Origin of the sequence: Streptomyces sp. NBC_01460, assembly GCF_036227405.1 — a bacterium.
GTDB lineage: Bacteria > Actinomycetota > Actinomycetes > Streptomycetales > Streptomycetaceae > Streptomyces.
Genome location: NZ_CP109473.1, coordinates 2031258 through 2052911 on the forward strand (window position 1 = coordinate 2031258; position 21654 = coordinate 2052911).

19 protein-coding genes are annotated in these 21654 nt (G+C 73.2%); 8 read left to right on the forward strand and 11 right to left on the reverse strand.

The annotated features are described in order from the left end of the window. Nucleotides 1-9: 9 nt before the first annotated feature. The 3 genes from OG488_RS09085 to OG488_RS09095 all read left to right on the forward strand — a co-directional run bounded on the left by OG488_RS09085 (nucleotide 10) and on the right by OG488_RS09095 (nucleotide 2452). Nucleotides 10-1221 carry a pyridoxal phosphate-dependent aminotransferase gene (locus OG488_RS09085; protein WP_329227606.1) on the forward strand — a complete coding sequence of 404 codons (1212 nt, stop codon included), beginning with the start codon at nucleotides 10-12 and terminating at the stop codon, nucleotides 1219-1221. After that, entirely contained in the window at nucleotides 1218-1847 is a 630-nt protein-coding gene (locus OG488_RS09090) for a peptidase (protein WP_329227608.1), read from the forward strand. Before OG488_RS09085 ends, OG488_RS09090 begins: the two co-directional genes overlap by 4 nt. Before the next feature lie 176 nt (nucleotides 1848-2023). Next, nucleotides 2024-2452: a DUF3574 domain-containing protein gene (locus OG488_RS09095; protein ID WP_329238526.1), complete on the forward strand. Its 429-nt coding sequence runs from the start codon at nucleotides 2024-2026 to the stop codon at nucleotides 2450-2452. A gap of 37 nt (nucleotides 2453-2489) precedes the next feature. Here the strand turns inward: OG488_RS09095 and OG488_RS09100 are convergent, their stop codons facing one another. The 3 genes from OG488_RS09100 to OG488_RS09110 form a co-directional block, all read right to left on the reverse strand. Further along, entirely contained in the window at nucleotides 2490-3767 is a 1278-nt protein-coding gene (locus tag OG488_RS09100) for an SWIM zinc finger family protein (protein ID WP_329227610.1), read from the reverse strand. Continuing rightward, a complete protein-coding gene (locus OG488_RS09105; RefSeq protein ID WP_329227611.1) occupies nucleotides 3764-6661 on the reverse strand; it encodes a DEAD/DEAH box helicase in 2898 nt (965 codons plus the stop codon). Before OG488_RS09105 ends, OG488_RS09100 begins: the two co-directional genes overlap by 4 nt. 119 nt (nucleotides 6662-6780) lie before the next feature. Then, nucleotides 6781-7761: a slipin family protein gene (locus OG488_RS09110; protein WP_329227613.1), complete on the reverse strand. Its 981-nt coding sequence runs from the start codon at nucleotides 7759-7761 to the stop codon at nucleotides 6781-6783. Between the two features lie 225 nt (nucleotides 7762-7986). On the opposite strand from OG488_RS09110, the gene OG488_RS09115 reads away from it, so the two are divergent. Next, nucleotides 7987-8343, forward strand: a complete 357-nt coding sequence (locus OG488_RS09115) for a hypothetical protein (RefSeq protein ID WP_329227615.1) — start codon at nucleotides 7987-7989, stop codon at nucleotides 8341-8343. On the opposite strand, the gene OG488_RS09120 is transcribed toward OG488_RS09115, so the two are convergent. The 3 genes from OG488_RS09120 to OG488_RS09130 all read right to left on the reverse strand — a co-directional run bounded on the left by OG488_RS09120 (nucleotide 8337) and on the right by OG488_RS09130 (nucleotide 10864). Further along, complete coding sequence (locus tag OG488_RS09120; RefSeq protein ID WP_329227617.1) at nucleotides 8337-8834, reverse strand: DoxX family protein; 498 nt, start codon at nucleotides 8832-8834, stop codon at nucleotides 8337-8339. The two genes, OG488_RS09115 and OG488_RS09120, sit on opposite strands and share 7 nt — an antisense overlap. A gap of 144 nt (nucleotides 8835-8978) precedes the next feature. Then, nucleotides 8979-9683, reverse strand: a complete 705-nt coding sequence (locus OG488_RS09125) for a class I SAM-dependent methyltransferase (RefSeq protein ID WP_329227618.1) — start codon at nucleotides 9681-9683, stop codon at nucleotides 8979-8981. Between the two features lie 59 nt (nucleotides 9684-9742). Further along, the gene (locus OG488_RS09130; RefSeq protein WP_329238528.1) at nucleotides 9743-10864 is read right to left on the reverse strand and encodes an ADP-ribosylglycohydrolase family protein; all 1122 of its coding nucleotides are present in this window, start codon (nucleotides 10862-10864) and stop codon (nucleotides 9743-9745) included. A gap of 109 nt (nucleotides 10865-10973) precedes the next feature. On the opposite strand from OG488_RS09130, the gene OG488_RS09135 reads away from it, so the two are divergent. After that, complete coding sequence (locus OG488_RS09135; protein ID WP_329227620.1) at nucleotides 10974-11252, forward strand: DUF6343 family protein; 279 nt, start codon at nucleotides 10974-10976, stop codon at nucleotides 11250-11252. A gap of 24 nt (nucleotides 11253-11276) precedes the next feature. Here OG488_RS09135 and OG488_RS09140 read toward each other — a convergent pair whose 3' ends face one another. The 4 genes from OG488_RS09140 to OG488_RS09155 all read right to left on the reverse strand — a co-directional run bounded on the left by OG488_RS09140 (nucleotide 11277) and on the right by OG488_RS09155 (nucleotide 14908). Then, entirely contained in the window at nucleotides 11277-11645 is a 369-nt protein-coding gene (locus tag OG488_RS09140; RefSeq protein WP_145802325.1) for a tetratricopeptide repeat protein, read from the reverse strand. Between the two features lie 72 nt (nucleotides 11646-11717). After that, on the reverse strand, nucleotides 11718-12320 hold the full coding sequence (gene coaE, locus OG488_RS09145; RefSeq protein ID WP_329227623.1) for a dephospho-CoA kinase: 603 nt from the start codon (nucleotides 12318-12320) through the stop codon (nucleotides 11718-11720). A 43-nt stretch (nucleotides 12321-12363) separates the two neighbouring features. Continuing rightward, entirely contained in the window at nucleotides 12364-13302 is a 939-nt protein-coding gene (locus OG488_RS09150; RefSeq protein ID WP_329227625.1) for a PAC2 family protein, read from the reverse strand. Between the two features lie 82 nt (nucleotides 13303-13384). Then, on the reverse strand, nucleotides 13385-14908 hold the full coding sequence (locus tag OG488_RS09155) for a flavin monoamine oxidase family protein (RefSeq protein ID WP_329238531.1): 1524 nt from the start codon (nucleotides 14906-14908) through the stop codon (nucleotides 13385-13387). A gap of 353 nt (nucleotides 14909-15261) precedes the next feature. Here OG488_RS09155 and OG488_RS09160 point away from each other — a divergent pair, with 353 nt between their 5' ends. Next, nucleotides 15262-16224 (forward strand): right-handed parallel beta-helix repeat-containing protein, encoded by a 963-nt coding sequence (locus OG488_RS09160; protein WP_329227627.1) that lies wholly within the window; start codon nucleotides 15262-15264, stop codon nucleotides 16222-16224. A 125-nt stretch (nucleotides 16225-16349) separates the two neighbouring features. On the opposite strand, the gene rpsA is transcribed toward OG488_RS09160, so the two are convergent. After that, complete coding sequence (gene rpsA, locus OG488_RS09165) at nucleotides 16350-17864, reverse strand: 30S ribosomal protein S1 (RefSeq protein ID WP_277334515.1); 1515 nt, start codon at nucleotides 17862-17864, stop codon at nucleotides 16350-16352. Nucleotides 17865-18261: 397 nt separating this feature from the next. On the opposite strand from rpsA, the gene OG488_RS09170 reads away from it, so the two are divergent. Continuing rightward, nucleotides 18262-19086, forward strand: a complete 825-nt coding sequence (locus OG488_RS09170) for a class I SAM-dependent methyltransferase (protein ID WP_329227629.1) — start codon at nucleotides 18262-18264, stop codon at nucleotides 19084-19086. A gap of 25 nt (nucleotides 19087-19111) precedes the next feature. Next, nucleotides 19112-21616 carry an ATP-dependent helicase HrpB gene (gene hrpB, locus OG488_RS09175; protein ID WP_329227631.1) on the forward strand — a complete coding sequence of 835 codons (2505 nt, stop codon included), beginning with the start codon at nucleotides 19112-19114 and terminating at the stop codon, nucleotides 21614-21616. The last annotated feature ends 38 nt before the right edge of the window (nucleotides 21617-21654 follow it).

Sequence of the window (21654 nt, forward strand, 5' to 3'; positions counted from 1 at the left end):
AGGCACGGCATGGAGTTCCGGCAGTCCAGCAAGCTCAACGAGGTCTGTTACGAGATCAGGGGGCCGGTCATCGAGCAGGCCGACGCCCTGGAGGAGGCGGGCCACAGCGTGCTCCGCCTCAACACGGGCAATCCGGCGCTCTTCGGCTTCGAGGCTCCGGAGGAGATCGTCCAGGACATGATCCGGATGCTCCCTCAGGCTCACGGCTACACCGACTCGCGCGGGATCCTGTCCGCCCGCCGCGCCGTCGCGCAGCGCTATCAGGCGATGGGCCTGACCGAGGTCGACGTGGACGACATCTTCCTCGGCAACGGGGTCTCCGAGCTGATCTCCATGGCCGTGCAGGGACTCCTGGAGGACGGCGACGAGATCCTGATCCCGAGCCCCGACTATCCCCTCTGGACCGCCGTCACCACGCTCGCCGGCGGGAAGGCCGTCCACTACACCTGCGACGAGGGCGCGGACTGGAACCCCGACCTCGCCGACATGGCCTCGAAGATCACCGACCGCACCCGGGCCATGGTGATCATCAACCCGAACAACCCGACGGGCGCCGTCTACCCCCGCGAGGTCCTCCAGGGCATGCTCGACCTCGCCCGCCGGCACGGGCTGATGGTGTTCGCCGACGAGATCTACGACCAGATCCTGTACGACGACGCCGAACACCACAGCGTCGCCGTCCTCGCCCCCGACCTGCTCTGCCTCACCTTCAGCGGACTGTCCAAGACGTACCGCGTCGCGGGCTTCCGCTCGGGCTGGATGGTGGTGTCGGGCCCGAAGCAGCACGCCCGCAGCTATCTGGAGGGGCTCACGATGCTCGCCTCCATGCGGCTCTGCCCCAACGCCCCCGCGCAGTACGCGATCCAGGCGGCGCTCGGCGGCCGGCAGTCGATCAAGGAGCTCACCGCCCCGGGCGGCAGGCTGCACGAGCAGCGCAACCGGGCCTGGGAGCGGCTCAACGAGATCCCCGGCGTCTCGTGCGTGAAGCCGAAGGGCGCCCTGTACGCCTTCCCGCGCATCGATCCGAAGGTCCACGACATCGTCGACGACGAGCGGTTCGTCCTGGACCTGCTGCTGCGGGAGAAGATCCAGGTGGTGCAGGGCACCGGCTTCAACTGGCCGCGCCCGGACCACTTCCGCATCCTCACCCTTCCGCACGCCGACGACCTGGACGCGGCCATCAGCCGCATCGGCCGCTTCCTGAACGGATACCGCCAGTGACCTGCTCCACCTGCCTGGCCCCTGTGCACACCCAGTTCGCCTCACCCGGTCTGGTGGAGGCGATCGTGGAGGGCGGACTCGATCCGGCCGAGGATCCCCGCTGGGCCGACACGGGCGCGGTGTCGCCCGCCGAGTACGCCCGCTGGGCAGGTCATCTGTGCGGTATGACCTGCCTGCGCATGGCGCTCGGCACCGGGGCGCCGTCCCTGTTCGACCTGAGGGACGGGGCGCTACGGTACGGCGCGTACACCGAGGACGCCGACGGGGTGATCAAGGGGCTGGTCTACGCTCCCTTCGCCCGCTACGCCTCCGAGGTCCACGGCCTCGACGCGGTCGTCCACCGGCACCTCTCTCCCGCCGAGATCATCGACCAGCTGGACGGGGGCCGCACGGTGATGGCCTCCGTGCACTACGGGATCCGGCACCCGGACCGGCCCGCCCCGGGGCGTGGGGGCCATCTGGTGCTGCTGACCTCCCGCACGGCGGACGGGACCGGGGTGCACGTCCACAACCCTTCGGGGACGACGGCCACGACGCGCACGGCCGACCTTCCGCTGCCGGTGTTCGAGCGCTTCTTCGCCGGGCGCGGGGTCTCCCTGCCCGGCGTCCCGGCAGCGCGCGCGTAGCGGCTCACCCTTACGGATGGTCCGGCCGGATTCCTGATGTCACGCCGCACGGGCACGGGGCTCCCGTGCCACGGTGGGCGGCGGCCCCGCCCGCGCCTTCCCTGGAGTCCACCGTGCCGCGTCCCCTCGCACCGCCGAACCCGCGCCCGGGGCGGCCTGCCCGGCGCACCGTGCTCATGGCGGCGGTCGCGGCCTGCGCGGTGGCGGCCGGTGGAGCGCCGATCGCGTACGCCACCCTCGGCGACGCCGCGCCCCGTGCCGTGGCCGCACGCGGTGCGGCGTACGTCGAGACGCGCCTCTTCTTCGGCACCGAACGCCCGGACGGCGGGCCCGATGTGACCGGCGCGCAGTTCCGTTCGTTCATCGACCGCCAGGTCACACCGGCCTTCCCGGACGGCCTCACGGTCCAGGAGGGGCGGGGGCAGTGGCGTGACTCCCACGGAGTGGTCGAACGGGAGCGTTCGTACGAACTGATCCTGCTGTACCCGGCGTCGGAGGCCCGTCTGCGCGACCCTCGGATCGAGCGGATCCGCGCCGCGTACGAGAAGGCCTACGCGCAGGACTCGGTGGCCCGGCTGGACGCACGCACGCTCGCCGACTTCTGAGGCGTGGCGGACCGCGCCGGGGCCGGCCCGCGCGGCGTCAGCCCCTCAGGGCGGTGAGGGCGGCGACCGGGTCGGGGTCCGGTGCGGCCCGGGGCCACCAGTCCTCCGCCCCCGGGTCCGACTCGTAGCCGTACCAGCGGCTGTCGTGGCCGAAGCGGAGCTGGAGGGTGCCCCCGGCGTTGGTGAGGTGGTTCCGCCAGGGCTGGAAGCGCGGGAAGTCGGCCGCGGCGAGAGCGGGACGGGCCCGGTCGAACGGGCCCGCCGGGGGGTCCCACGGGGTCTCCAGGACGTCCAGCCCCTCGGCGCCGCCCTGCCGCCAGGCGGCGACGGCGCGGGCCAGATCGGTCGTGCTGCGGCCGGTGGCGAAGGCCAGCTCACGGTAGAGCGCCCGGGTCGTCGCGGTGAGCCCGGCGGTGGGGCGGGACGCGGCGATCCGTACGGCGTCCTGCCACGTACTGAGCCCTGCGAGCGGGTCCTCCCCGGTGGTGAGGAGCGTGTGGGCGCGGGCGGCGGCATCCGTGGCGAGGTGGTCGAGGCCGAGCGGATCGCGCGCGCCGGGCAGCTCCGGGTAGGACGGCGGCTCACCGGGATACGGCGGGACGGGCAGGGGCGCGGGCAGCGGAGGCAGGAACCGGCCGGCCAGGGCCTCGTCGGCCGGGAGCGAGGGCATGGCGGGAGCCCCGGGGCGCTCGCGCGCGGAGTGCTCGGCGTTGCGGCGGCCCAGCTCGTCGAGGAGCTCCCGCTCGCCCCTCCCGCGCATCAGCAGCAGGACGAACGGATCGCTGTCCAGGAGCCGCGCCGTCTGGTAGCAGAGAGCCGCCACGTGCTTGCAGGGCCAGCCCCGGTCCGGGCAGGAGCAGTCCGGGTCCAGGTCGCCGGCGGCGGGCAGCAGGCGGATGCCGGCCTCGCCCGCCGTGTCGACCAGGGAGTGAGGCATCTCCTTGTCGAGCAGCGCGGACAGATGCCCCGGCCGGGCGGCGGCGGCGTCCAGCAGGGTGTCCCAGTCGGACGCCGGGAACGTGCGCAGGCGCAGCTCCGCGCGGTAGGGGCGGGGGCGGCTGCCGTGGACGTAGGCGATGACCCGGCCGGGGGTGACGGTGACCGCGGCGACGTGGCCGCCGTCCGCGTACGTACGGCCGCGGGCGAGCCGCCCCTCGTCCATCGACAGGGCTTCCAGGGCGTCCACCCAGGCCCGGCCCCACCAGCTGTCGGCGAAGGGCCCGCCGGCGTCGGTGGTGCGGGCGGGCACCGCTTCGAAGGTGCGCCGCAGGTCGTCGGGGCCAGGGCGCGCCGCCGGGCTCGCGCCGGGACTCATGACGCCCTCCGGAGGGAGACGAGGTCGGCCAGGTCACGGTCGCTGAGCTCGGTCAGGGCGGCCTCGCCCGAACCGAGCACCGCGTCGGCGAGGACCCTCTTGGACGCGAGCAGTTCTCCGATCCGGTCCTCGACGGTGCCCTCGGCGATCAGCCGGTGGACCTGCACGGGCTGGGTCTGGCCGATGCGGTACGCGCGGTCGGTGGCCTGTTCCTCGACCGCCGGGTTCCACCACCGGTCGTAATGGATGACATGGGCGGCCCGTGTGAGGTTCAGTCCCGTGCCGGCCGCCTTGAGGGAGAGCAGGAAGACGGGGACCTCGCCGGACTGGAAGCCGTCCACCATCCGCTCCCGCTCGGGCACCGGGGTGCCGCCGTGCAGCAGCTGGGACGGGATGGCACGGGAGGCGAGGTGGGCGGAGAGGAGCCTGGCCATCGACACGTACTGGGTGAAGATCAGGACCGAGGCGTCCTCGGACAGGATGGTGTCGAGCAGCTCGTCGAGCAGGGCGAGCTTGCCGGAGCGCCCGGTGAGCCGGGTCGGCTCCTCCTTCAGGTACTGCGCCGGGTGGTTGCAGATCTGCTTGAGCGAGCCCAGCAGCTTCATGACCAGCCCGCGCCGCGCGATGCCCTCCGACTGCTCGATGAACGCCATCGTCTCGCGGACGGCCGCCTCGTAGAGCGTGGCCTGTTCCCGGGTGAGGAAGACGGGGTGGTCGGTCTCGGTCTTGGGCGGCAGCTCCGGGGCGATGCCCGGGTCGGACTTCTTGCGGCGCAGCAGGAAGGGGCGGACCAGCCGGGAGAGCCGCTCGACCGCCTCCTCGTTGCCCAGGCCGGCGGCGGTGCCGGTGTTCTCGACGATCCTGGCGTGCCGGGAACGGAACGCCTTCAGCGGTCCGAGCAGCCCGGGGGTCGTCCAGTCGAGCAGCGCCCACAGCTCGGAGAGGTTGTTCTCGACGGGAGTGCCGGTCAGGGCGACGCGGGCCGGGGCGGGGATGGTGCGCAGCGCCCTGGCCGTCGAGGAGTGCGGATTCTTCACGTGCTGGGCCTCGTCGGCGACGACCAGTCCCCAGGTGTGGCCGGCGAGCTGCTCCGCGCCGGAGCGCATCGTGCCGTACGTCGTGAGGACGAAGCCTCCGTCGGCGCCGTCCAGGGTGCGGTCCGTGCCGTGGAAGCGGCGCACGGGGACGCCGGGGGCGAAGCGGTTGATCTCGCGGTGCCAGTTGCCGAGGAGGGAGGCCGGGCAGACGACCAGGGTGGGGGCGGCATGGGCGCGGTGCAGGTGGAGCGCGATGACGGTGATCGTCTTCCCGAGCCCCATGTCGTCGGCGAGGCAGCCGCCGAGGCCGAGCGACGTCATCCGGTCCAGCCAGGCCAGGCCGCGCAGCTGGTAGTCGCGGAGGGTGGCGTCGAGACCGGGCGGTGCCGGAAGGGTGGCGTCCTCGTCGAGGATCCGCTCGCGGAGTGCGGCGAGGGCCCCGGCCGGCACGGCGTCGACCTGTTCCCCGTCGACCTCGGCGCTGCCGGTCAGGGCGACGGCGAGGGCGTCCACCGGGTCCAGGAGGCCGAGCTCCCGCTTGCGCGCCTTGCGGACGAGCGCGGGATCCACGACGACCCACTGGTCGCGCAGCCGCACCACCGGACGGTGCGCCTCCGCCAGGGTGTCCATCTCGGCCTCGGTGAGCTGGTCGTCCCCCAGGGAGAGCTGCCAGTCGAACGCGAAGAGCTGCTCGGCGTCGAAGAAGGAGGTGCCGTCGGTGGCCGAGCCCGGCGCCGGCCGGACGACGGCCGCCGCGGTGAGGGACCGGGCGAGCTCCCGCGGCCAGTGGAGCGCCACGCCCGCCGCCGCGAGCCGCGCCCCGGCCGCGCCGATCAGCTCGTTGAGCTCGTCCTCGGTGACGGCGAGCACGTCGGGGACGGGCTGGTCCAGCAGCCGCTCCAGCGGTGGCCAGACGCGGGCGGCGCGGCGCAGGGCGAGCACGGCGTCGATCCGGGCCCGCGGCCCGAAGGGCTCGCCCGCGCCGCCGGCCCACAGCGTGGCCGCGTCGGTGACGTACGTCGGATCGGCCAGGCTGTGCACCTGGGTGATGGCGGCGGCGGCATGCCGGGTCGGCGCCGTCCCGGGCGCGTCCTGCCCGCCGCCCGCGCCGTCCCCGCCGGACGCGTCGAAGAGGTCGTACGCGGAGAGGTCGAGCCGGAGCGACACGCGCACCCCCGCGTCGAGCCCGGCGGCCACCTCGACGGCCCAGGCCCGGGCCTCCGGCAGGTGCTGCGCCTCCCGGGCGGCGAAGGGCGCTCCCAGGGCGTGTGCGGCGGCGGGGGTCCGGGGCAGGGTGTCGGCGACGGCGTCGAGGAACGCGCCGATCAGCGCGCGGGGTTCGGGGACCCGCAGGGGTGTGCCGTCGAGCGGGACCGCGTGCCCCTCGAGCGGCATGGCGGCGGCGACGGCCCTGAGGTGGGCGATGTCCTCGGCGTCACGCGGTCCGGCCCGCCAGGCGTCGTGGTCCTCGGCGGTCAGCCCGGGCAGGAGCCTGCCCCGCGCCACGAGGGTGAGGGCGTGCAGGGCCGCCGCTCCCCACGCGCGGGTGGCGGGGTGGGCCACGGCGCGGTGCCGGGCGCGGGCGAGGACGGGCAGGGCCTCCGCGACGGGAAGCGCCACGGCGGGCACGGTACGGGTGCCGGCCCCCTGCGGGCCGTACGGGCCGGCCACGGTCAGCTCGACGACCTGGTACGCGGCTCCGGCGGAGACGGGGTCGGAGTCGGTGAGGCCCGGGCCCACGGTCCCTTCGGGGTCCCAGAAGGCGATCCGTCCGTCCCTGGGCAGCGCTCCGGGCAGGAAGACCGCGGCGCACCGCAGCAGCCGGTCGACGGTGACGTCCTGCGTCTGCCGCTCCATGTCCACCGCCCTCCCGCTCCGCCGGGTCGCACCTGTCCTGTCCTGGCGAGTTTAGGCGGCGGGTGTGACAGCGCCCGCCCCGGCCGTGTTCCCTCGGACGGAGCGGGCGGACCGGCCTGTCAGTGACGGGTGAACGGCTCGCTACGGGACCGGCCGGACCCCTTCTCGGGATCGAACTCAGGGAGCAGCTCCGGGTCGAACTCCGGCACACCGTCCGGCTCCGGCTCCCCGGCGGACGAGTCCGCCGGGGGCGGACCGGACGGCTCCGCGTCGGACGGGCCCGCGGCCCGGACCGGCTGCTCGGGCGCCGTCCGCTGCTCGCCGGCGCCCGCGGGCTGCGGCTGCTGCGCGCGCTCCAGGAAGCGGAGCAGCTCCACCGGGAAGGGCAGGACCAGAGTGGAGTTCTTCTCGGCCGCGACCGCGACCACCGTCTGCAGGAGCCGCAGCTGCAGCGCCGCCGGCTGTGTGGACATCTGCTGGGCGGCCTGGGCGAGCTTCTTCGACGCCTGGAGCTCCGCGTCGGCGTTGATGACCCTGGCGCGCCGCTCACGGTCGGCCTCCGCCTGCCGGGCCATGGACCGCTTCATCGTCTCCGGCAGCGACACGTCCTTGATCTCCACACGGTCGATCTGCACGCCCCAGCCCACGGCGGGGCTGTCGATCATGAGCTCCAGGCCCTGGTTCAGCTTCTCGCGGTCGGACAGCAGGTCGTCCAGGTCGCTCTTGCCGATGATCGACCTCAGGGAGGTCTGGGCCATCTGGGAGACCGCGAAGCGGTAGTCCTCCACCTGGATCACCGCGCTGGCCGCGTCCACCACCTTGAAGTAGATGACGGCGTCCACCCGCACCGTGACGTTGTCCCTCGTGATCCCGTCCTGAGCGGGCACGGGCATCGTCACGATCTGCATGTTCACCTTACGGAGCCGGTCGACACCAGGGACGATCATGGTGAGCCCGGGGAAGCGCACCTCGTCGTGGAGCCGGCCGAGCCGGAGCACCACGCCCCGTTCGTACTGCTTGACCACCCGGGCCGCGGCCATGGTGTACACGAGGCCGCCCGCGAGCACCGCGACCAGTGCGATCAACAGAACCTGGACCATGTCGGCCCCCTGCCTCCGGGGGTGCTTCGCTCACCACACCCACCCAGTACGCCCTATTAACACGATATGCCCGATTGGCCCATTCTCGAACCCCCGTCCGGGTGCCCGGCGCCCCGGCCGGCCGCGCACGGGATGCCGGCACTCCCGGCAGCGGGCAGGGTGGCCAGCGCCAGCACGTCCCCGTGACGTACCGATGAGCCGGACGAGCAGACGAGGATCCCGCCCATGTCCGTCACCGCGCCCCCCACCGCGCTCCGCCGACGCACCGGTATCGCCGCCGGTGCGGTCCTCCTCACCCTGACCGTCACAGGCTGCTCCGGTCTGGGGCGTACGGCGGTGGGACCCGTCGAGTACACGACCGAGCAGGACAAGGTCGTCAGCGTGAACAGCCCGTCGGTCAACGGCTGCCACGAACTGGAATCCGGCGGCACGCGCGAGGTCAGCAACGAGACCAGGATCGACATGATCCTCTACCCCACCCGGGACTGCTCCGGGGGCGGGACGACCTACGTGGCCACGACGTTCACCGACGTCAACTCACCGCGCAACCTTCCCTGGCGCAGCTACCGCTTCGTTCACTGACCGGCGCGGGACTCTCCGCCGCGACCGCGCCCGCCGAGCAGCGCGAACAGCTCCCGGGTACGTTCCCGCCGTTCCCGGGCGATCAGGACGACCAGGACGACGAGCAGGGCGGGCATGACCGCGTTCGGCGGGTCGAGCAGCGTCAGCTGGACGACGGCCGCGCCGGCCAGCAGCCCGACGAGCGCGACGGCGGCCACCCCGGCGAGCAGTGGGACCAGCAGGGCCAGCGCACCGGCGAGCTCCAGGCCACCGATCGCGTACATCGCCCCGCTGCCCCAGCCCATCCGGTCGAACGACTCGACGGCCGACGTGTGGGCGACGAGCTTGGCCACCGCGCTGAAGCCGAGGAACAGCGCGAGGACCACCCGGGCCCCGGTCAGCGCGGCGGATGCCACGCGGCGGCGCGGCGCAGGGGTACGGCCCGGCACGGCGGGCGGGGCGGTGGCGGCTTCGGACACGGCGGGCGAGGCGGTGGCGGCGGTTTCGGACATGGCGGTCCCCTCCGAGGGAGTCGTGGATGACGGGCGCCGGCGCGGAAGGCGGCCACTGCCGCCGCGCTGCCCGGCGCTTTCAGAGAGGTAGACCGCGCCCCGCCCCGGAACTCATCGCCCCGGGAGCCCCCGACCCGGCTTCTTTCAGAGCGCCTCGGGCCGGGCCAGGACCCATGTGCCGTCGGGGGTGAGATAGCGGTCGACGAGGAGTCCGGCCTCGCCCAGACACGCCTCGAACCGCTCCACGGAAAGCGCCCGCGACCGGAAGGTCTGGGTCCACCGGGCGTCCTCGAACACGTACTCCGCGCGCACCTCGTCGACCCCGTCGCCCACGGGCTCCGCCGAGAGGATCCGGATGGTGCAGCCGGCGGCCCGGTCCTCCCGCTCCCTGGGCAGATCGGAGTGGTAGTCGGCGCCCTCACGCTGGATGAGCACGACACCGTCGTCCTTCACGTATCTGCGGCAGGTCGCGAGCAGCCCCTCCCTGACCCGGTGATCGCTCGTGTGCACCAGGAACGAGCCGAGCACGACGGCGTCGAACCGCTCCTCCCCGAGGTCCAGCGCCTCGATCGGGCTCCGGACCGTACGGGCGCCCCGGACGCGCTCCAGCATCTGTTCCGACTCGTCCACCGCGGTCACCTGGAGGCCCTGAGCGACCAGCGGATGCGTCACCCGGCCCGTCCCGCAGCCCAGTTCGAGCACGCTCGCCCCCGGCCGCAGCACCGAGCCGATCACGTCCGGCTCGGTGCCGGCGGACAGGCGGGTGTAGAGCTCGACCGCGCAGCCGTCCGGAGTGACCGGGCCGGGCCCCGTCCCGCTGTGTCCCTCACGTACCAGTTCTCCGCTCATACCCGCCGGAACGTACGGGGGCGGGGCGGCGTTCCCGCCGGCGTCACGGGTGGTGACGGTCAGTGATGCGGGTAGCGGCCCTCGGGCCACCTCACCGGCTGCTCCAGCTCCATGGACAGGTCGTCGGCGATCTCCGCGATCACGGACCGCCCCTCGGTGCGGGCCAGCCAGGCGGCGGGCAGCCGTACGTCGCCGTGGTGCGCGCCGAGCAGATTGCCGCAGACGGAGCCCGTGGAGTCGCTGTCCCCGGAGTGGTTGACGGACAGGAGCAGCGCTTCGGCGACGTCCTCGGCCCCCGGGAGCACGAGCACGCAGTACACGGCGATGGCCAGGGCCTCCTCCGCGACCCAGCCCGCTCCCAGCGACTCGACCCGCTCGGCGGACGGACGGCCGAGGGTCGCGAGGTCGACCGCCGCGCGCAGGGCGGCCGTCGTCTCCTCGTGTCCGCGCCGGCGGCCCAGGAGGTCCATGGCGCGCAGCACGGCGCCCTCCGGCGAGTCGCCCTCCAGCAGATGCGTGACGATCGCGGCGAGCGTGCCCGCCGCGTACGCACCCGTGGGATGGCCGTGGGTGATCAGCGCGCACCTGGCGGCCAGCGAGAAGGCCTCCGCCGCGTCCGCTCCCAGCAGACCGAAGGGGGCCGACCTCATCACCGTGCCGCAGCCCTTGGAGTGCGGATTGACGGGGCCCGGCAGCACGAGCTCCACGCCGGGCGCCGGGGTCGGGCCGGAGGCCAGCCCCGTCAGGCACGCGTTGCCCGGAGCGCGGCGCGCGTACAGCCAGGGCTGCTGCCTGAGCCAGCCGGTCCGTACGGGGTCGTCACCGGCGCGCGCGGGCGGGGAGGCGTGGTTCTGGGTGTCGAGCCAGCGCAGATAGGCATGGCGGACGGTCTCGGTCTCCGCACCCCCGATGCCCTTGGAGGCAGCCCGGGAACGGGCCCTGATCAGCCCCTCGACCGTGAAGAGCGTCATCTGGGTGTCGTCCGTGATCCGTCCGGCGACCCCGTCGGCATCCGCGACGAGGCCGCGTACGCCCCGCTCGCCGTGGGTGCGGCGGATGCCGTCCAGGGAGAGGAACTCGACGGGGTTGCCCAGCGCGTCCCCGACGGCGCCGCCCAGCAGCGCGCCGCGCACCCTGGACCGGCGGGCGACTCCGGAACCCCATGACGCCGTTCCCCGCATCGCGTACCCCTGCCCTGTCGTCGTCACTGTCCGCTCCCCGTCGGCCGTCCGCCGTCCGCGGTTTCCGTACGCCGTACCGCGGGGGCATGCTGGAGGAGAGGCGATGCTGATGCGCACCGGAAGTGAACCGTCCACCGCTCGCAGCCCCCTGCGGATGCGACTGTGGCTGAGTGTATGGGGCATGATCTGGGCCCTGTTCGGCGTGGTGGCCTTCGTGGCGACCGGGCGGGCCGGCTGGGCGACGGCCTGCGCCGTCCTGCTGGCGGTGACGGTCGTGGACCTCTGCGTCGTCATCCGTCACCTGCGGCAGGGGCCGCACTACCAGCCCGGCCGGGACGTCCCCCCGTACGAGCCCGAGCGAGGCGGACGGAGTCCCTACGTCCCCTGAGTTCCGCCGGGGCGGCCGGAGCCGTCAGGGACGGTCGTCGAAGCGGGCGGCCCGCAGGTACTCCGGATTCGGGTCGAGCGCGGCGGCCAGCCGGAAGTGGCGGGTGGCCTGTTCGGGGCGGCCCGCGCGCTGGAAGGTCCGGGCCAGGGCGAAGTGCGCGAAGGCGTTGTCCGGCTCCCGCTCCAGGACCAGCTCGAACTCAAGCTCGGCCGGGCGCAGTTGAGCGGCGGCGAAGAACGCACGCGCACGCAGCAGCCGGGCCGCGGTGTTCTCCGGATGGGCGGCTATCACCGAGTCGAGCAGCTTGACCGCGCCCCGTGGATCCCGGGCGGCGAGCAGCTGCTCCGCCGCGCGGAAGTCGATGACATGGGTTTCCGGGTTTCTCTCGGGCACGACACCATCCTTCCCCTCGCCTGCCGCACTTCAACGTCCGGCCGGGTGCCCGTATTCCGGCCGGCCGCCGGGTCAGCCGGTGGCGGCCCGGGCGGTGAGCTCCGACCAGAGAGCGCGGACCTGCGGTTCCAGATCCTCCAGCGGCCCGTCGTTGTCCACGACCAGACCCGCGACGGCCAGCCGCTCCTCGCGGGTGGCCTGCGCCGCCATCCGGGCGCGGGCGTCGGACTCCGTCATGCCGCGCAGCCGCACGAGCCGGTCGAGCTGGGTCGCGGGAGCCGCGTCCACGACCACGACCAGGTCGTAGAGAGGAGCGAGGCCGTTCTCGGTGAGCAGCGGGACGTCGTGGACGACGACCGCGCCGGCTCCGGCGGCCCGCTCCAGCTCGGCGGAACGCGCCCCGACGAGCGGGTGGACGAGGGCGTTGAGCGTGGCCAGCCGCTCGGGGTCGGCGAAGACGATCGAGCCGAGCGCCGACCGGTCCAGGGACCCGTCGGGCCTCAGGATTCCGGGGCCGAAGGCCTCGACGACGGCCGTGAGCCCCGGGGTTCCGGGCTCGACGACCTCCCGGGCGATCCGGTCGGCGTCGATCAGTACGGCTCCGTACTGCGCGAGCAGCCGTGACACTTCGCTCTTGCCGGCGCCGATCCCGCCGGTCAGGCCCACTTTCAGCATGCGCCGAGCCTAGCCTCCGGCCGGCGGGCGGCCGGAGGTCCCCTCAGGAATCACCCTCGCGTTCCGCGAGGAAGCGTTCGAATTCGAGGCCGATCTCGTCGGCCGAGGGCAGGTCGACCGGCTCCGCGACGAGGTTGCCCCGCGTCTCGGATCCCGCGACCGCGTCGTACTGGTGCTCCAGACCCTCGACGAGCGAGACGAGTTCCTCGTCGCCCTGGCCGACCTGCCGGGCGATCTCGGTCTGGGTGCGGTGCGCCTCCGTGCGCAGGGTGTGCGCGAGGCTCGGCAGGACCAGCCCGGTCGCCGCGGTGATCGCCTCCAGGGCGGTGAGCGCGGCGTCCGGGTAGGCGGACCGGGCGACGTAGTGCGGCACGTGGGTGGCGACACCGAGGACGTCGTGCCCGGCCTCCATCAGCCGGTACTCGACGAGCGCCTCGGCCGAACCGGGGACCTGCGCCTCGTCGAAGAGGCTGCGGTGTCCGGGCATCAGGTCGGTGCGGTTGCCGTGCGGGGTGATGCCGACGGGACGGGTGTGCGGAACGCCCATGGGGATGCCGTGGAAGTTGACCGAGAGGCGGACACCCAGCCGCTCCACGACCTGCTCCACGGCGGCGGCGAACCTCTCCCACTCCACGTCCGGCTCGGGTCCGGACAGGAGCAGGAAGGGCGCGCCCGTGGCGTCCTGCACGACCCGGACGTCCAGGGTGGGCGCCTCGAACGACTCCCACCGGTCGCGCTTGAAGGTGAGCAGCGGGCGGCGCGCCCGGTAGTCGACGAGCCGGTCGTGGTCGAAGCGGGCCACGATCTGGTGCGGCAGCGTCTCGAGCAGGCCGTCGACGATCTGCTCGCCGGTCTCGCCCGCGTCGATGTATCCGTCGAAGTGGTAGAGCATGACCAGGCCGGCCGACTCCTGGGCGAGCGCCATGTCGACGACGGCCAGGCCCTTCGGCTCCCATTCGTACAAACTCTGCGGATCAGGCACGGTTACCGCTCCTCCTCGTGTTCCTGGACAAGAACACCCCGCCCGGCCGTCGCATTCCCGCCCGGGCCGGGTGTCCTCGCGGTCAGGCGAGCACACGGCTGTGCAGGGCCGTCACCGCCTTCCGCGCGGAGGTGAACGCCCCGTGCTGCCAGGCGTCGGTGTGGCTGAGGTAGTCACCGGCGAAGTACACGTGCCCGGCGGGGCTGTTGAGCGGGGCGAAGGCGGGGGCGTCGGGTCCGCCCGACAGGGAGTGCCAGGACGCCTCCAGGTACGGGGTCTGGCGCCAGTGGTGGGAGAAGGACGTGGCGAGTTCCGTGCGGTACTTGTCGCCGTGGATCTTGACGCCCTGGGCGACGGCCCGCGCCTCCCGCTCCCGGGGCGCGAGGGCGGCGTAGGAGTCGGCGTTGGAACCGGTGTTGTAGTAGCCGATGATGGTGCCGCGCTCGCCGAGGTGGCCGTAGGACGGGTACCAGATGTGCGAGAGGTCCATGTCCGTCTCCGTGATGCCGCCGAAGATCCGGTGGTCGCTCTCCCACCAGCGGCTCCGGTACTCCAGCCCGATCTTGCCCGCCGAGGACGGCTTGCACGCCTCCAGGGCGGTCTGGACGGCCGGGCCGAGGTTGTGCGCGGTCTTCGCCAGGATGTTGGGCGGCAGCGCGGCGATGCAGTAGTCCGCCTCGACGCGGCGGGTACGGCCGGACTGCGTGTAGGTGACGGTGACGCCGTGGGCGGTGTCGGTGATGTCGGTGACGGCCGCTCCGGTACGGATCCTGCGCTCGCCGACCGCCCTGGTGAGCGCCGCGGGTATCCGGTCCATGCCGCCCACGGGCTGGAACATCAGCATGGCCTGGTCGTACTCGAACTCGAAGGAGAAGTAGCGCCCGACACCGCTGGCGAAGACCTCGGAGGCGGTCGGTACGGAGCCGAGTTCCTCCCCCGGGGTCCCGGCGGCGGCCGGGTCGACGCGGTAGCCGCGCCGGGGGCTGCCGGTGTACTCGAGGGTGTCGCCGATGTCGCCGAACTCCTTGAGGAACTCCAGGAGGCGCTCCTGGTCCTCGGCGGTGATCTGCCGGTCGAGGGCGCCCATGCCCTCCGCCTTGGCGAGGAGCTCGGCGACGTAGCCGTACACGTCGGCCTTCGCGGTGCGGTAGCGCACCGGCGCCTTCATGCCCGCCTTCTCGTTGAAGAGGTAGGCGTTGGCATTCTCGTTCGTGAACACCTCGACGGGTACGCCGAGTTCGCGACAGTAGTCGAGGGTGACCATCCACTGCGGGATCCGGCCCGGCCCCGCGTTCATGTACTGGCCGTCGCTGAAGCGGGCGGTCTGCTTGTTGCCGTGGGTGTCGGTGGTCGAGTCGCCGCCCCGGACGGTGAAGTTGCGCCCGCCGGTGCGTCCCCGCGCCTCCAGGACCGTGCAGTCGTACCCCGCCTTGCCCAGTTCGTACGCGGCGGCCAGGCCGGCGATGCCTCCGCCCACGACGACGACCTTCGCCGCCGCCCTGCCCTTCAGAGAGAAGTCGCCGGGGCTCGGGGCCCGGAAGGCGGGTTCGCGGGCCGCCGCCTGGGCGGTGGGGGCGAGGCCGAGTGCCCCCATGGTGGCGAACATGGCACCGGCGCCGCCGGAGACACCCACGTTGCGCAGAAAGCTTCGGCGGCTGGCACCCGCCGCTACGGGAGAGACCTGTGAGACGCGTGAGGTGTTCGACATGTGTGTCATTGCCTGGCTCCCCTGGTGATCCTGGTGGTGCGGCGGATCCTGGCAAGCGCTTGTTACGGGCCGTCAGCGACTCGTGTATCCCACACGTTTCCTCTTTCCGTCTAGGTCCGACGGCGGCCAGGACTTATTGGTCCAGACCTTGACATGCCCACGCAGTCCACTTAGCGTCGCGGGCAGTTTCAGAGCCTCGCCCCACATTCACGTACGAGAACCTTTGGCATCTTCGACGGGAAGGCACCCCCATGCGCGCCCGCACACTGATCCCCGCCCTGCTGACCGCCGCGCTCGTTTCGGGCGCCCCCTCCCTCGCCGCGGCCGACGGGGCGCGGGCGGCGGCGGTCGTCGACGTGAGCACCGCGGCCCAGCTCAAGGCGGCGCTGGCCGCCGCGGCCCCCGGTGACACGATCCGGCTCGCCGACGGCACGTACACCGGCAACTTCAAGGCGACCGTCCCGGCCACCTCCGCCGCGCGGATCACCCTCACCGGATCCCCGGCGGCCGTCCTCACCGCGGGCGGTGGATACGGGCTGCACCTGAACGGGGCCTCGTACTGGACGGTGTACGGCCTCACGGTGACCGGCGGCCAGAAGGGCATCGTGACGGACGCGGCGAACGGTGTCGTCATCGACTCGGTGACCGTGCACGACCTCGACATGGAGGGCGTCCACTTCCGCACGTCCAGCCGGGACGGCGTCCTGAGGAACTCCCGGATCCACGACACCGGTCACAACGGCCGGGGCATGGGCGAGGGCGTGTACGTGGGCTCGGCGGGTGACCTCACCGACCGGAGCGACGGAGTCCTGATCCAGGGCAACACCATCGGCCCGGGGGTCGGCGGCGAGAACGTCGACATCAAGGAGGGCACCACGGGCGCGAGGATCATCGGGAACACCTTCGACGGCAGCGGACTGACCGGCGCCAACTACGACGACTCCTGGGTCGACGTGAAGGGCAACGACGTGCTGGTGGAGAACAACAAGGGCGTCCGCACCACGAACAACGGATACGAGACCCACACCCAGCAGAGCGGCTGGGGCTGCGGCACGGTCTTCCGCGGCAACACCTCGGACCTGACCGGCGCCACCGGCGGCAGACAGCTCGCCGTGAACGTCACCAACCAGAGCGCCGCCTGCCGCACCACCGTGTACGGCAGCAACACGGTGACCGGCGGCAAGGGGCTGACGAACATCACCGTGACGCCCTGAGGCCATGAGGCGCTGAGGCCGTGAGGCCGGCCCGCGCCCGCCCCGGACATGAGTGAGGCCCGCCCCCCGGAGGGGACGGGCCTCACCTACAGCTCTACAGCCGATGAGCGGCTGGGGTCAGAGCGTCAGCTCTGGCCGCCGGCCAGCTTCTCGCGCAGGGCGGCCAGGGCCTCGTCCGACGCCAGGGCGCCGGAGTTGTCCGCGGACTCCGAGGAGTACGAGCCGCCGCCACCGCTGCCGCCGGAGGCAGCCGGGGCAGCGCCGGCCGGGGCGGCAGCGCCCTCGGCAGCGGCAGCCTCGTCGGCCTCGCGGGACTTGATGACCTGGGCCTGGTGCTGCTCGAAGCGCTGCTGCGCCTCGGCGTACTGCGTCTCCCAGACCTCACGCTGCGACTCGAAGCCCTCGAGCCAGTCGTTGGTCTCGGGGTCGAAGCCCTCGGGGTAGATGTAGTTGCCCTGGTCGTCGTAGGACGCGGCCATGCCGTACAGGGTCGGGTCGAACTCGACCGAGGCCGGGTCGCCGCCGAAGGCCTCGTTGGCCTGCTTCAGCGAGAGGCTGATGCGACGGCGCTCGAGGTCGATGTCGATGACCTTGACGAAGATCTCGTCGTTGACCTGGACGACCTGCTCCGGGATCTCCACGTGGCGCTCGGCCAGCTCGGAGATGTGGACCAGACCCTCGATGCCCTCGTCGACGCGCACGAACGCACCGAACGGAACGAGCTTGGTGACCTTACCGGGAACGACCTGCCCGATCTGGTGCGTACGGGCGAACTGCTGCCACGGGTCTTCCTGCGTCGCCTTGAGCGACAGCGAGACGCGCTCGCGGTCCATGTCGACGTCGAGGACCTCGACGGTGACTTCCTGGCCGACCTCGACAACCTCGGAGGGGTGGTCGATGTGCTTCCAGGACAGCTCGGAGACGTGCACGAGACCGTCGACGCCACCCAGGTCCACGAAGGCACCGAAGTTGACGATGGAGGACACGACGCCGGAGCGGACCTGACCCTTCTGCAGGGTCGTGAGGAACGTCTGGCGGACCTCGGACTGGGTCTGCTCGAGCCAGGCACGGCGGGACAGGACCACGTTGTTGCGGTTCTTGTCCAGCTCGATGATCTTGGCCTCGAGCTCCTTGCCCACGTAGGGCTGGAGGTCGCGGACGCGACGCATCTCGACGAGCGACGCCGGGAGGAAGCCACGGAGGCCGATGTCGAGGATGAGACCACCCTTGACGACCTCGATGACGGTACCGGTGACGATGCCGTCTTCTTCCTTGATCTTCTCGATGGTGCCCCAGGCACGCTCGTACTGAGCGCGCTTCTTCGAGAGGATCAGGCGGCCTTCCTTGTCCTCCTTCTGGAGAACCAGGGCCTCGATCTCGTCGCCGACCTTGACGACCTCGTTCGGGTCGACGTCGTGCTTGATCGAGAGCTCGCGGCTCGGGATGACACCTTCGGTCTTGTAACCGATGTCGAGGAGGACCTCGTCGCGGTCAACCTTGACGATGACTCCGTCAACGATGTCGCCGTCGTTGAAGTACTTGATCGTCTCGTCGATCGCCGCGAGGAACGCGTCCGCGTCGCCGATGTCGTTGACCGCAACCTGCGGAGTGGTGGCGGTGGTCTCGGTGCTGCTCGTCATGTGGGAAAGGGCTCCGGTACGGACAGTGAGTCGTAGGTACTGCTACGCCGAAAGCCCGTATCGCCTCTGCAGAAGCCGGACAGCCTGGAGGGCACCCAACCTGTACCGGATAGGCACCTCGACAACCGAGGGGACATGCAACAGACGCGAGCGCGGCCTGCTAGGTCTGAGGCGCGCAGGCTCGCAGCGCAACTTGTAGCATACGGGGGCAGCCGGACAGGGTCAATGCGCGAAGGCGCACACCCGGGGCACACCACCCCAATCCCGGCACAACTCACGTTCGCCGAGGCCACATCGGTCCCAGCGGTGTGTCGCGCGCACACGGGCGTACCGACCCGTACGGCCCGGGGAGGCACCCGCGCGGAGCGGGTGAAGGCAAACTACAACGACGGGCACGATGAGCCAAGAGATCTACGAGTCCGAACCCGAGGCGACCCGGCGCGAAGCCGGTGACCCGGAGAGCAGCCGGGCGAGCCGCGGCTGGTGGGACCGGAACGCCGACGAGTACCAGAGCGACCACGGGGCCTTCCTCGGGGACGACCGCTTCGTCTGGGGCCCGGAGGGCCTCGACGAGGCCGAGGCCGCCCTGCTGGGCCCGGCCGGGGAGCTGAAGGGCCTCGACGTCCTGGAGATCGGCGCGGGCGCCGCCCAGTGCTCGCGCTGGCTCGCCGCCCGGGGCGCCCGCCCGGTGGCCCTGGACCTCTCCCACCGCCAGCTCCAGCACGCCCTGCGCATCGGCGGGGGCGTGCCCCTCGTGCAGGCGGACGCGGGGCGGCTCCCCTTCCGGGACGGCTCCTTCGACCTGGCCTGCTCCGCCTACGGCGCGGTGCCCTTCGTCGCCGACCCCGTCCAGGTCTTCCGCGAGGTGCACCGGGTGCTGCGGCCCGGGGGCCGCTGGGTCTTCTCGGTGACCCACCCGATCCGCTGGGCGTTCCCCGACGAGCCGGGGCCGGAGGGGCTCTCCGTCTCCGCCTCCTACTTCGACCGCGTGCCGTACGTGGAACAGGACGAGAACGGCGACGCGGTGTACGTGGAGCACCACAGGACGCTGGGCGACCGGGTGCGGGACGTCGTGGCGGGCGGCTTCCGGCTGACGGACCTCGTGGAGCCCGAGTGGCCGGCCTGGAACGACCAGGAGTGGGGCGGCTGGTCCCCGCTGCGCGGCAACCTGATCCCCGGCACCGCGATCTTCGTGTGTGAGCGGGACCCCCGCTCGTCGTGAGGGGGCGGCGTACGAGACTGGGGGCGTGATCCGTACCGACGCCCTGGCCCAGCTGCCCGTCCGCACCGCCGTGCCCGCCCTGGAGCGGGCGCTCGACGAGCGGGGGGCGGCCGTGCTCTGCGCACCGCCCGGGACCGGCAAGACGACCCTCGTGCCCCTGGTGCTCGCCGGGCTGACCGGCGGCGGGCCGGTGCGCCGGGTGCTCGTCGCCGAGCCCCGCAGGATCGCCGCGCGGGCGGCGGCACGGCGCATGGCGTGGCTCCTCGGCGAGCGGACGGGTGACCGGGTCGGCTTCACGGTGCGCGGTGAGCGGGCGGTGGGGCCGGACACGGTGGTGGAGGTCGTGACCACCGGGGTGCTCCTCCAGCGGCTGCAGCGTGACCAGGAGCTGGCCGGGGTCGACGTGGTGATCATCGACGAGTGCCACGAACGCCATCTGGACGCGGACACGGCCGCGGCGTTCCTCCTCGACGTCCGCGGGACGATCAGGCCCGAGCTGCGTCTGGTGGCGGCGTCGGCGACGACGGACGCCGAGGGCTGGGCGCGGCTGCTCGGTGACGCGCCCGTGGTCGAGGCGCACGGCGTGTCCCATCCGGTCGAGACGGTGTGGGCGCCGCCGGCCGGGACCGTGCGTCCGCCGCACGGGATGCGGGTGGACCCGGCCCTGCTGACCCATGTGGCGGCCGTGGTGCGCCGGGCTCTCGCCGAGCGGGACGGCGACGTGCTGTGCTTCCTGCCCGGCGTCGGCGAGATCGGCCGCGTGGCCGGACGGCTCGCGGGTGTGGACGCCGAGGTGCTCCAGGTCCACGGGCGTGCCCCGGCTGCCGTGCAGGACGCGGTGCTGGCCGGGTCCTCGGAGAGGCGCCGGGTCGTGCTGGCGACGTCCGTGGCCGAGTCGTCCCTGACGGTGCCCGGGGTGCGGGTCGTCGTGGACTCGGGCCTCGCCAGGGAGCCGCGTACGGACCACGCCCGGGGCCTGAGCGCCCTGACGACGGTACGGGCGTCCCGGGCGGCGGGCCGCCAGCGGGCGGGCCGCGCCGGCCGTGAGGCTCCGGGCGCGGTGTACCGCTGCTGGGAGGAGGCCGAGGACGGGCGGCTGGCCGCGTTCCCCTCCCCCGAGATCAAGGTGGCCGACCTCGCGGCGTTCGCCCTCCAGGCGGCGTGCTGGGGCGATCCGGACGCGTCCGGGCTCGCCCTCCTGGACCCTCCGCCGGCCGGCGCCATGGGCGCGGCACGGGAGGTCCTGGGCGCGGTCGGCGCGGTCGACGGCGCGGGGCGCGCGACGGCCCGGGGTGTGCGGATGTCCCGGCTCGGTCTGCATCCCCGGCTGGCCCGTGCCCTCCTGGACGGCGCGGACGAGGTCGGCGGACGCCGCGCGGCGGAGGTCGTGGCACTGCTGAGCGAGGAGCCGCCGCGCGAGTACGGCGACGACCTGGCGCACGCGCTGCGCACGGCCCGGCGCGGCGGCGACGGTTACGCGGCGCGCTGGCGGCAGGAGGTGCGGCGGCTCTCGCAGTCCCTCGGATCGCCGAAGAAGGACACGGCCGCAGGTCCGGACGACGCGGCCGCGGGGCTGGTGGCGGCCCTGGCGTTCCCCGAGCGGGTCGCACGGGCCAGGGGCGAGGGGACGTTCCTCATGGCGTCGGGGACAGGCGCGGAGCTCCGGGACGGCTCCCGGCTGCGCAGCGCGCCCTGGCTGGCGGTCGCGGTCGCGGACCGGCCCGCCCACGCGGCGTCCGCCCGGGTGCGGCTCGCGGCCGTCATCGACGAGGGCACGGCCCTGCTGGCCGCCGGGCACCTGCGGTTCTCCGGCGAGGAGGTCCGGTGGGCGGGCGGCGACGTGGTGGCGCGGTCCGTGGACCGTCTGGGCGCCGTCGAACTGTCGGTACGCGCGCTGCGCGGGCCCGCCCCCGGGCTGGTGCGCGGGGCGCTGCTGGAGGGGCTGCGCCGCGAGGGCCCGGGGCTGCTGCGGTGGACCAGGGACGGTGAGCAGCTGCGGCTGCGCCTCGCGTTCCTGCACCGGGTGCTGGGGGCGCCGTGGCCCGATGTGTCGGACGGCGCGCTGCTGGCCCGCGCCGACGAGTGGCTGGAGCCGGAGCTGTCACGGGCCGCCCGCCGCTCGGATCTGGCGCGGATCGACGCGGGCCAGGCGGTGCGGCGGCTGCTGCCGTGGGCGACGGGTGACGCCGGCCGCCTCGACGAGCTCGCCCCGGAGCGGATCCAGGTGCCGAGCGGCTCCCGGATCCGGGTGGAGTACGGCGGTGAGCAGCCGGTGCTCGCGGTGAAGCTCCAGGAGCTCTTCGGGCTGCGCGAGACGCCCCGGGTGGCGGGGGTGCCGGTCCTGGTGCACCTGCTGTCCCCGGCCGGGCGCCCGGCGGCGGTGACCGCGGACCTGGCGTCGTTCTGGCGGGAGGGCTACAAGGGCGTGCGCGCCGAGCTGCGGGGCCGTTATCCGAAGCATCCGTGGCCCGAGGACCCGACGACGACGGAGGCCACCCGTTTCACGTCGGCGCGGCTGCGCCGGGACTGAGGCCGGACAGGAGACGCGGCGAGGGGGGTCCGGCGCGT

Bases quoted from the DNA above. Each gene is read 5' to 3' on its own strand.
- OG488_RS09085 (WP_329227606.1), top strand. From the start codon at position 10: ATGGAGTTCCGGCAGTCCAGCAAGCTCAACGAGGTCTGTTACGAGATC.
- OG488_RS09095 (WP_329238526.1), top strand. From the start codon at position 2,024: ATGGCGGCGGTCGCGGCCTGCGCGGTGGCGGCCGGTGGAGCGCCGATC.
- OG488_RS09100 (WP_329227610.1), bottom strand. From the start codon at position 3,767: ATGAGTCCCGGCGCGAGCCCGGCGGCGCGCCCTGGCCCCGACGACCTG.
- OG488_RS09105 (WP_329227611.1), bottom strand. From the start codon at position 6,661: ATGGAGCGGCAGACGCAGGACGTCACCGTCGACCGGCTGCTGCGGTGC.
- OG488_RS09110 (WP_329227613.1), bottom strand. From the start codon at position 7,761: ATGGTCCAGGTTCTGTTGATCGCACTGGTCGCGGTGCTCGCGGGCGGC.
- OG488_RS09115 (WP_329227615.1), top strand. From the start codon at position 7,987: ATGTCCGTCACCGCGCCCCCCACCGCGCTCCGCCGACGCACCGGTATC.
- OG488_RS09120 (WP_329227617.1), bottom strand. From the start codon at position 8,834: ATGTCCGAAACCGCCGCCACCGCCTCGCCCGCCGTGTCCGAAGCCGCC.
- OG488_RS09125 (WP_329227618.1), bottom strand. From the start codon at position 9,683: ATGAGCGGAGAACTGGTACGTGAGGGACACAGCGGGACGGGGCCCGGC.
- OG488_RS09130 (WP_329238528.1), bottom strand. From the start codon at position 10,864: ATGCGGGGAACGGCGTCATGGGGTTCCGGAGTCGCCCGCCGGTCCAGG.
- OG488_RS09135 (WP_329227620.1), top strand. From the start codon at position 10,974: ATGCGCACCGGAAGTGAACCGTCCACCGCTCGCAGCCCCCTGCGGATG.
- coaE (WP_329227623.1), bottom strand. From the start codon at position 12,320: ATGCTGAAAGTGGGCCTGACCGGCGGGATCGGCGCCGGCAAGAGCGAA.
- OG488_RS09155 (WP_329238531.1), bottom strand. From the start codon at position 14,908: ATGTTCGCCACCATGGGGGCACTCGGCCTCGCCCCCACCGCCCAGGCG.
- OG488_RS09160 (WP_329227627.1), top strand. From the start codon at position 15,262: ATGCGCGCCCGCACACTGATCCCCGCCCTGCTGACCGCCGCGCTCGTT.
- rpsA (WP_277334515.1), bottom strand. From the start codon at position 17,864: ATGACGAGCAGCACCGAGACCACCGCCACCACTCCGCAGGTTGCGGTC.
- OG488_RS09170 (WP_329227629.1), top strand. From the start codon at position 18,262: ATGAGCCAAGAGATCTACGAGTCCGAACCCGAGGCGACCCGGCGCGAA.